4 protein-coding genes are annotated in these 9,912 nt (G+C 33.0%); 3 read left to right on the forward strand and 1 reads right to left on the reverse strand.

The features are described 5' to 3' along the window. Positions 1 to 14 precede the first annotated feature (14 nt). On the forward strand, positions 15 to 737 hold the full coding sequence (locus WA340_RS01090) for an SDR family oxidoreductase (protein WP_336126943.1): 723 nt from the start codon (positions 15 to 17) through the stop codon (positions 735 to 737). Between the two features lie 61 nt (positions 738 to 798). Here WA340_RS01090 and WA340_RS01095 read toward each other — a convergent pair whose 3' ends face one another. Further along, a complete protein-coding gene (locus WA340_RS01095; RefSeq protein ID WP_336126944.1) occupies positions 799 to 6,945 on the reverse strand; it encodes an alpha-2-macroglobulin family protein in 6,147 nt (2,048 codons plus the stop codon). Positions 6,946 to 7,122: 177 nt separating this feature from the next. Between WA340_RS01095 and WA340_RS01100 the strand changes: the two genes are divergently transcribed. Together WA340_RS01100 and WA340_RS01105 are read left to right on the forward strand one after the other, a co-directional pair. Beyond that, positions 7,123 to 8,070: a tetratricopeptide repeat protein gene (locus tag WA340_RS01100; protein ID WP_336126945.1), complete on the forward strand. Its 948-nt coding sequence runs from the start codon at positions 7,123 to 7,125 to the stop codon at positions 8,068 to 8,070. 230 nt (positions 8,071 to 8,300) lie between these two features. Then, complete coding sequence (locus tag WA340_RS01105; RefSeq protein WP_336126946.1) at positions 8,301 to 9,656, forward strand: UDP-N-acetylmuramate--L-alanine ligase; 1,356 nt, start codon at positions 8,301 to 8,303, stop codon at positions 9,654 to 9,656. Positions 9,657 to 9,912 lie beyond the last annotated feature (256 nt).

Below are 9,912 nucleotides of genomic sequence, written 5' to 3' on the forward strand. Positions count from 1 at the left end.
AAAAATAAAATTCTATGAGCAATTTAAATAATAAAGTCGCTTTAATAACAGGCGGATCAAAAGGCATTGGATATGGTATAGCCTATGCATTAATGCAACAAGGTGTTAACGTAGCTATAACCAGTAGAAGTGTAGCATCTGCGCAAAAAGCAGCAGAACAACTTAATGCAGAAGTGTCTTCTGCAAAAGCAATCGGACTAGAAGCAGATGTTAGAGAGTTAGAAAGTCAGCAACAAGCTGTTAAAACAACTGTAGATACCTTTGGACAGTTAGACATTGTCATTGCTAATGCAGGTTTAGGACATTTTGGTAGTATAGAAGATTTAACTACAACACAATGGAATGAAGTTATAGATACCAATCTAACAGGTGTTTTTAATTCGATTAAAGCAAGTGTAGATGCACTTAAAGCAAGTAAAGGGTATTACATTACTATTTCAAGTTTAGCAGGTACCAACTTTTTTGCTGGCGGATCTGCGTATAACGCTAGTAAATTTGGTGTTACCGGATTTACCCAAGCGGTAATGTTAGATTTGCGTAAATACGGCATAAAGGTTAGTACTATTATGCCAGGATCTGTTTCGACTTACTTTAACGGAAACGAGCCAAACGATGAAGGCGCATGGAAAATACAAATTGAAGATATTGGCGAGTTAGTGGTCGATTTATTAAAAATGCATCCACGTACATTACCAAGTAAAATTGAAGTACGACCAACAACGCCGCCAAGTAAATAACTATAGATACAAAAAAGGCTTCCAAATTTGGAAGCCTTTTTTGTATTGAATAATTACATTATTATTCAACATCAATTCTTACGCCTTCACTGTGACTACTAAATTCTGGTGCATACATACTTTGTATAGTAGTTATACCATTACTCATATTACCAGCATTGTTAACGCGTAAATCATATTCAAACACATAAACACCTTTTGGTAGATAATCAAAAAAGAAGTTTGTACTTGCGTCTTTTGTGCTTTGATAATAGCCTAAGCCATCTTGCCATTTGTATTGACTAATCACATTGGTTGGCTCTAAACCTGCTGCACGCATATCTTTCATGTGGATAAATTCCATATTTCTGTCACTTCTTAATTCGATTCTTACGGTTACTAAATCGCCAATTTTAAGTTTGGTTTCTTTAGTAATTTCGGTAAGTGTTTCACCAGTATCTGTATTAGTTTTTAAGAATAATTTTTTCTTTAGTTGAAGTGGTGTTTCCGCAGAGGTAATTTTATCTAAATCTTCAAAATACTGCCAGTATAAACTTCCCCAAGCAATTCCTTCTCCTTTTTTAGAGATTTTTACTTCTGCCATTTTAGACGAAATTTCATTAGCAGACCAAGACGTTTTAAAATAGCCAGTACCAGCTTCAACTTTAACATCTTCCATAGTATTAGGATCTATTTTTTGATCGCCTAAAACAATGTCTACCATATCGGTTACACTTAACCAATCGCTACCTTGAAGTAATAATGCGTACACAGCTTCGGTAGTAGCTTTGGTTGTTTTCCAACGGTTGGTTTGCTTGTTTTTAAGTAACCAGATTTTAAGATTATCTATGGTTTCAAGATTCTTCATTTCATTTTGAATGACATTTCCAGCTTCAGAAAACGTTTCAATTAGTAGCGCTTGTGTTTCAATTGGTGCTTGATACCAATACCAAGAGTTTTCGTTAGATTTCCAATACATACCTAATTCTTCACTAGTAATACTGGTTTCTTTTAATGAATTTAAAATTTTAGATGTGGTATTAGTGTCATTATTTCTATAAGAAATTAACGCCATCAATCCTTTGTTATACAGACTTCTGCTTAACCAATAATTTTGAATTTGGGACTGATAATAATCCATTATCGTTTTTACTTCTTTAGACGTTTTAATTTCTGGGAAAAATCTACGCATGTACAAATAATGTATTTGCATATGACTTAAATGGTCTTTGCTTAAATCTACATCTTTATTGTATTTAGTTAAGTTGTTGTATTCTTCTACAAATTCTGAATCTAAATAATTGATTGCTTTTTCAATCATGTTTTTTTGGTCGCTTAGCGAAGTCGAAGCGACATTAAGTTGTTTTAAATGTCCAAAACCAGTAATAATGTGTTGCGTGATAAAACGGTTTGGTCGTCCGCCATTAAACCAAGCCCAAGCACCATTAGACATTTGGTTTTGTTTTAATTTGTTTTTGGCGTTTTGCAATTCGTTATTCATTTTATTTAAATCGAAAAGCAATGCAATACGTTTTTTCTGTTCGGTTTCGCTTTGCGCATCGCGTAACCAAGGTGTTTCTTGAATTAAAATAGATTTAAGTTCTTGGTTTTTCTCTAAATTACTAATCAACGCATCGGTGTTTTTCCATTGATTAAATACCTCTTGAATACGCGGATTACTATTTGCAATATGACTAGCCAATGCATTAGCGTAATATCTACTAAAGGTTTGCTCGTTACAATCGTAAGGATATTCCATTAGATACGGTAAAGCTTGTACCGCATACCAAGCAGGATTGCTAGTCATTTCTAAAGTCAGTTTGTGATGTCTAAGTGTTCTGTTTTGTTCGCTGAGCGAAGTCGAAGCGAGCTTATCTAGTGTAAATGTTCTAGTCTGGTTACTTCTAATCCACATTGGTAACGATTCGGTAACTAACATTCTATTGGTTAAAACTGGTAACGCATTTTGTTCACCATCACTAAAATCTCCTGCTTTTGCCACAATTTTATATTGAACAGCATTTACCGTATCGGGAATGGATAATTGCCAAACGACTTGTGTGTTGTTGTCTTTGTCTACTGAGAAGTTCTTAACGGAGTTTATACTGAGCGAAGTCGAAGTGCTCGAACTGACAAGCAAAGACGTAATATCTTTACCAGAAACCGCATCAGTTAATATCAATTTAGCTTGTCCTGATAAATCTTTATCAGATAAGTTGGCAATTTTAGTGCTAATGGTTATTTGGTCACCTTGACGTAAAAAACGAGGTGCGTTTGGTATAACCATAAGCTCTTTTTGCGTCACTGTTTCTAAAGTTGAAACTTTACTCTCCAGAGTTTTTGTATGCGCTAATAATTGTAGTTTCCATTTAGTTAATGCTTCTGGAGTTGTAAAATTGAAACTAACATTACCATCTTTATCTGTTTGTAATTGCGGAAAGAAAAATGCTGTTTCTTGTAGGTTTTTACGAATTGTAACAGTGCTGAAATCTATTTCTTTATCACTTGGTAATGGATATAATTTCATGTCCGAAGTGCCATCAGTAACAGTTGATGACGGTTTAATTTTTGCTGTTCCTGTATAGGCTTTTTCTGTTGTTGTACCATATCCGACAACGACAACTTCATCTAATTCAGCATCATTTGGAGCAGGAAAGTCCATTACAGCTTCTTCAACAGCAAATTCTTCAACTATAATACCTTTCGCTTCTGGTTTATATAACCTTCTATAACTATTACCAAAACTCAACCCAAACCAATTAATTTGGTCGTATTGTTGTGTTGGATAGTTATAGTAATTCTTGCTGTTATTTATGACTCTAAATCCGCGTTGTCCAAAACTGTTTCCATTATTTTGGTTACGGTTTGGATTGTAATTAGGTTGGTACAACAGGTTAAAATCCCAGCTATGTGATTTAAATTGGTCTAAAGACGCATCGTACATGCTGGCTAGTAATTCGGCTGAGATTTTTTCACCTTTTGGACCTTTAATTTTAAAGCTCCAAGTCTCATCTGTTCCTGGTTGTATTTTGTCTCTAAAGGTTGTGGTTTCTATTTCTAAATCGGTTTTTGGATATGGCACAGAAATAGCTAAAGTGTTAGCGGTATAGCTATTAAAAGCAGCAAAACTATAATGTACGGCAAAACCGCCAACATCTTCGTTAGTAATAGGTATGCGTATGGTTTTTTTCTCGTTATTTATTACATATTTATTACTATTGATAATTCGCTTATCTTTTTCTACATCAATAAAAACAGTAAGGTTTGTCGCTGCACTACCAAATGTAATTATTGCAGTGTCGTTAGGTTGGTAACTGTCTTTGTTTGTGGTAATGGTAAACAATTGGTTGTCTGAAACAGTGTTATCTTTTTCACTGTAAAGTGTTGTTCTGGTTTCAGCTTTCACTAATTGTCCAAACTTATCTTTGCTTTCTAAAACAATAAGGTATTTACCAGAATCCCATTTTCTGATGTTACCAAGTTTAACGTCTTTAGTGTTTTCAGTATTGAATTCTTCTGAAAAAACAAGTTCACCTTTGTTCCAAAATTTGCTATCATCTTCATTCTTGTAAGCATCATGAGGAAAAAGCGTTTTAAATTCTGTTTCACTTAAATTGTGATAATCTGGTGCGTCCCAAGGACGATGTCTTAATACTTGGTTTGGTGCTTTAAGTTTGTAGATTTTAATAGAGCCTTTTGCAGGAACAAATTCGCCATTTAAATTTTTAGTATCGATTTGGATTGTATGGTCTTTACTGCTTTTATCTAATTTACTTTTTACAGATATAGTTGCTGTTAAAGCATGATAGCCAACGTTGACGATTGTCGTTGTGCTTCGCGTTTCACCGTTAATGTCGGTAACGTCTGCAGTGACTTCGTAATTAAAAACAGGTTGTGATTTTTGATCAACACTTTGGTCTGGTATGGCTTTAAAGGTAATATCAAATTCACCTTTATTATTTGTTTTGGTTTCACCGTGAGTTATTTCTTGAGGTTCGCTGTTAAAATACGGTCTACGCCAGTACCACCAAGTTGGATATTGTACTTTACGTTTTAAGGTGTAAGTGACTTTAGCATCGCTAATATTACTACCAGCGTAGGCTTTTGCGTTACCTTTTATGGTAATACTATCGTTAATTTTGAAGGTTTCGGTGATTGGATTAAAATTAGCTTCAAATTTTGGACGTTTGTATTCTTCAACTGAAAAATAATGTCTACCATTATCAAAGGTGTGATTTTTTCCTAAAATTTGAATTCTGTATTGTCCGTTTAAACCTGAGTTAGGTAAAATAAACTCGCCAGCAACCGATCCAAAATCGTTAGTTTTTAATTCTAAACGACCAACTTCTTCGTTGTTTACATTATAAAGAATAGCGTAAACTGCTTCGTTTTGTAACACTTCAGATTTTTCTTTAAGTGTTTTTATTGCGATTGCCTTAAAATAAACAGTTTGTCTAGGTCTGTAAATACTTCTGTCTGTAAATACAAACGCGTTGTAACGTGTTTCTTCTTTGTTATTATTGTACTTTCTGCCAACGTAATAATTGCCAAAATAAGCAGTTTGGTTGTTGTGTTTAACTTCTGCGCTAACGTCTGAAAGATAGGTTGACGTTTTTTTTAAGGTAGCTTTACCAAATACGTCGGTTTTTAATGTCGAGTTGTGGTATTTGTTTTTGTAATTTTTACGGTACGTAATATCTAAAGTTGCATTTTGAATTGGTTGCCCGTTATTTCTGTCTATTAATTGAAAAATAACTTCGTTGTTGGTTTCCATTTCGGTTAACGCAAAATCGGTAATTTGAAAGGTTTGCGTAGCGTACAAATCGCTATTGGCTCTAGCAAGAATTAGATAGCTTCCATTAGATAATTTTGGTACGACAATTTCTGTTGTGTGCGATTGGTAGTCATTTTCGTTTTTTAAATTATTGTTCCAATTCGTGTGTTGTTTTAAAGTTTTTATGAACTTTAAACGCTCGTCTTTACGATAGGTTTTGTTGTATGTTTCTAACTGATTTTTAGATAAGTTGTAAAGCGTGAATTCAAGATTTTCTACATTTTTATAACGTACCAGAAATCTGCTATTTTGCTGAATTGGTATATACGTTTCGGTAGTAAGTTGTAACTCTTTATTTAAAATTTGTTGTTTTAAAATTGTACTGTTTTTAGCCGCTTTGCTATCAGGAAAACGTTTAATGATATTCTTTACAATCGCTAAAGCTTCTTGTATTAACCAACGGTTTTCGGTATTGGTTTTAGAATCGTATTGTAAGCCGTTTTGATAAGTTTTTTCTGCAATTTCAAATTCGTAAAGCGCAGCTGTTTCATCTGTTTTTATACTAAAAATTTCATCTTTTAACGTTTGAAGGTAAATTTCATCTTTATTATTAAAAGTCGCATGTTGTAAGACATAATCTAAACGCTGAATATTAACATCAACTAACGCTTTATAATTTTTGTTTTGTTGATGAAACTGAATTAGTTTTTGATACACTTTTAAAGCCTGTAGTTGTAAAGAAGTACTGTCTTTAGCTTCAAGTTTTAGGGTAGAAAATTGTGACGAAGCACTTAAATAACTTTCGTTATCAATCTCAAATTTATAAGCTGGTTTTGTAATGCTGTTCTCGTCTGTTTTAAAAAAGTCTAATGCATTGTGACTTAAAATATCAAATAACGTAGGTCTGTATGTTTCTGAGTTTTTAGACTTATTAATTATCGCATCAAATTGATGGATTGGTGTCGATTTTAAACCGCTTTCGTCTTCTAAAGATTGATTAAAAAGTGTTTGTATTTCGGTAAATAAAGTGTCTAAATCCCAAGTTCTAAAATCTACTTCATCAATTTTACTTTCAGTTTTTGTACGATTGTAAAACTTATATCTATTCTGATTAAAATATTGCCAATACAAGTCAGCTAACAAGTTTTGCAATACGTTTTTGGTAGGTGATTGGCTGTTGTTTATTTCAGTTTTAAAATCTTTAATAATACTCAACTGCGCATCTTCTTTTAAAGTTAGCGCATACTTACTTTTAAAAATAAGCGTTTTAATAACTTGTGGTCTGTTTTGCTCCTTTTTAGCTAATATTTCAATTTGCTTAACAACATCCAAAGCGCTTTTAGGCAAACCATCTTTTTCATGGGTTTCGACTTGCTTCCAAAGCTTGGAATAGTCATCTTGAGCGTAAGTAGTAGCAAAAAGTAAAATCATTATTAAGGTTGAAATCTGTTTCATAAAATTATTTTTAAAAGCAAGATAAGTTTAGACATTTTGACTTAAAACTAAAAATGCGTGAGTCTATCGTTTTGTTGAGTAAAACGATAGAAATTTAAAGTTAACAATTATTAACGCAACAGAATCAAAAACAATACCAACAGAATGTTATTTTTGTATAAATTGAAAATACTAAATATGCGATTAATCATTTTTATATGTTGCTTTCCGCTTTTTTTAATGGGGCAAACCTCTATTGAAAAAGGAAAAGCCCTTATTCAACAAAAATTGTTTAGCAAAGCAGAAGCAGAGCTAAAACCTTTTGTTGATAATAATGAAAATGATTTAGAAGCTATAGAATTATTAGGCGATGCTTACGGACATCAAAAAAAATGGGATGAAGCCGCAAAGCAATATAAAAAGTTAATTGAAGCCAAACCAACCGAAGCTAATTACCATTATAAATATGGAGGCGCTTTAGGGATGAAAGCCTTGTCTGTAAGTAAAATTAGAGCATTAACCATTATAGATGACGTTAAAGCAGCGTTTTTAAAAGCAGCCGAATTAGATCCAAATCATATAGACACACGTTGGGCTTTAGTAGAGTTATACATGCAGTTACCAGGTATTATTGGTGGTAGTAAAAGTAAATCTTTAAAATATGCTAACGAGCTTGAAAAACTTTCTAAAGTAGATGGCTATTTAGCTAAAGGTTATATTTATGAATATGATGATGAGCCAGAACTTGCTGAAGATTATTACCTAAAAGCTATTAAAGTTGGTGGCTCTATTACTTGTTACGACAAGCTAACAGCGTTATATGAAAAGGAAAACCTACCAGAAAAAGCTATTAGTAATATTGAAGCCTCACAGGTAAAACATAAAAGAAATGCACTACACTATCAAATAGGAAAAGTATGTGCAGATTATAACGTGCAATTAGATAAAGGCCTAACATGTTTAAAAGTGTATTTGCATAACTACTCTGCAAAAGATGGTGTGCCAAAAGCTTGGGCAAATTACCGTATAGCACAAATCTACAAACACAAAAAAGACAATAAGCAAGCTTTAGCACATATAAATCTAGCTTTAAAAGAACTACCAAAAATTGAAGTCTTTAAAGAATTTAAGGAAAGTTTGCAGTAAGCAGTAAGCAGTAAGCAGTAAACAGTTTTCAGTCTTTAGTTGAAAGTAAGCTATGTAATTATTTTATTAGTGAACATTTGTGAAATTCGTGTCAAAATTATCTCAAAAACTCGATAAAGAGTTAATAAACATTAATATCTCTGTAAAATAATCAAGTTTATTTCGTCATTTAAATAATTCGGGAATTAGTATCAAAACAACTATCTTTGAAACATCTTCAAAAATAAACCATGAACGTACATTTTATAGCCATTGGCGGAAGCGCAATGCACAACCTTGCATTAGCATTACATAACAAAGGATATCAAGTAACCGGAAGTGACGACACGATTTTTGAACCTTCAAAATCACGTCTTGAAGCTAAAGGATTATTGCCAGAACAATTTGGATGGTTTCCTGAGAAAATTACTGATAAATTAGATGCTATCGTTTTAGGTATGCACGCTAAAGCAGATAATCCGGAGTTATTAAAAGCTCAAGAATTAGGCTTAAAAATATACAGTTATCCAGAGTTTTTATACGAGCAATCTAAAGATAAAACTAGAGTTGTAATTGGTGGTAGTCATGGAAAAACCACAATAACATCTATGATTTTACACGTCATGCATTACCATGATCGTGATGTAGATTTTATGGTTGGCGCGCAATTAGAAGGTTTTGACGTGATGGTAAAATTAACCGAGGATAATGATTTTATCGTTTTAGAAGGTGATGAGTATTTAAGTAGTCCGATAGACAGACGACCAAAATTCCATCTATATAAACCTAATATAGCGTTGTTAAGTGGTATTGCTTGGGATCATATCAATGTGTTTCCAACGTATGAAAATTATGAAGAGCAGTTTAAAATCTTTGTAGATAGTATTGTACGAGGAGGAAGTATAAATTATAACGAAGAAGACGAAGCGGTTAAACGCATTGTAGAAGCTAGCGAAAACCCAATTAGAAAATTACCATATCACACACCAGAATACACCGTAGAAGATGGTGAAACATTGTTAGAAACTCCAGAAGGACCAATGCCAATAGAAGTGTTTGGTAAGCACAACTTAAATAATTTGGCTGGCGCAAAATGGATTTGCCAACATATGGGAATAGATGAGGATGATTTTTACGAAGCTATTTCAACATTTAAAGGTGCAAGCAAGCGTTTAGAAAAAATTGCCGAAACCAATAATAGCGTTGCTTATAAAGATTTTGCGCATTCGCCAAGTAAAGTAAGTGCAACTACAAAAGCTGTTAAAGAACAATATGCAGATCGTACTTTGGTAGCGTGTTTAGAATTACATACCTATAGCAGTTTAAATGCCGAATTTTTAAAAGAATATAAAGGCGCTTTAGATGCAGCAGATGTTGCAGTAGTGTTTTACAGTCCGCATGCTGTAGAAATTAAAAAATTAGAAGCAGTAACACACCAACAAATAGCAGATGCTTTTGAGTGTGACGATTTAATTATTTATACCAATCCAGACGATTTTAAAAATTATCTCTTCTCTCAAAATTTTGATAACAAAGCCTTATTGTTAATGAGTAGTGGTAATTATGGCGGATTGGATTTTGATGAAGTGAAAGGATTGATTGAGTAGAGTTATTTCTGTGCAGACAGGAATCTTAAAATGTACTGAATATATTGGATTGAAGAGTTTCGTTTAACGTCCGGTCTTGTATATGAAAAGTAGCGTGTAAGTACACAAATACTTTTCCGACTAAAATAACGTTATTAAATTAGTATAGCAAATTAGGTTAGGCGATTACTTAGCTATTTTTTATATACGTCTTAAGTTAGCAATCTATTAACTTTAACATTTAATCATAAAGAACCAAAGAGAGGAATAAGGTTAT

Source organism: Mesoflavibacter sp. CH_XMU1422-2 (genome assembly GCF_037029245.1).
Lineage (GTDB): Bacteria > Bacteroidota > Bacteroidia > Flavobacteriales > Flavobacteriaceae > Mesoflavibacter > Mesoflavibacter zeaxanthinifaciens.

What these genes read in the sequence shown, in the direction of transcription:
- WA340_RS01105 (WP_336126946.1), top strand. Translation starts at nt 8,301, where the DNA reads ATGAACGTACATTTTATAGCCATTGGCGGAAGCGCAATGCACAACCTT.
- WA340_RS01095 (WP_336126944.1), bottom strand. Translation starts at nt 6,945, where the DNA reads ATGAAACAGATTTCAACCTTAATAATGATTTTACTTTTTGCTACTACT.
- WA340_RS01090 (WP_336126943.1), top strand. Translation starts at nt 15, where the DNA reads ATGAGCAATTTAAATAATAAAGTCGCTTTAATAACAGGCGGATCAAAA.
- WA340_RS01100 (WP_336126945.1), top strand. Translation starts at nt 7,123, where the DNA reads ATGCGATTAATCATTTTTATATGTTGCTTTCCGCTTTTTTTAATGGGG.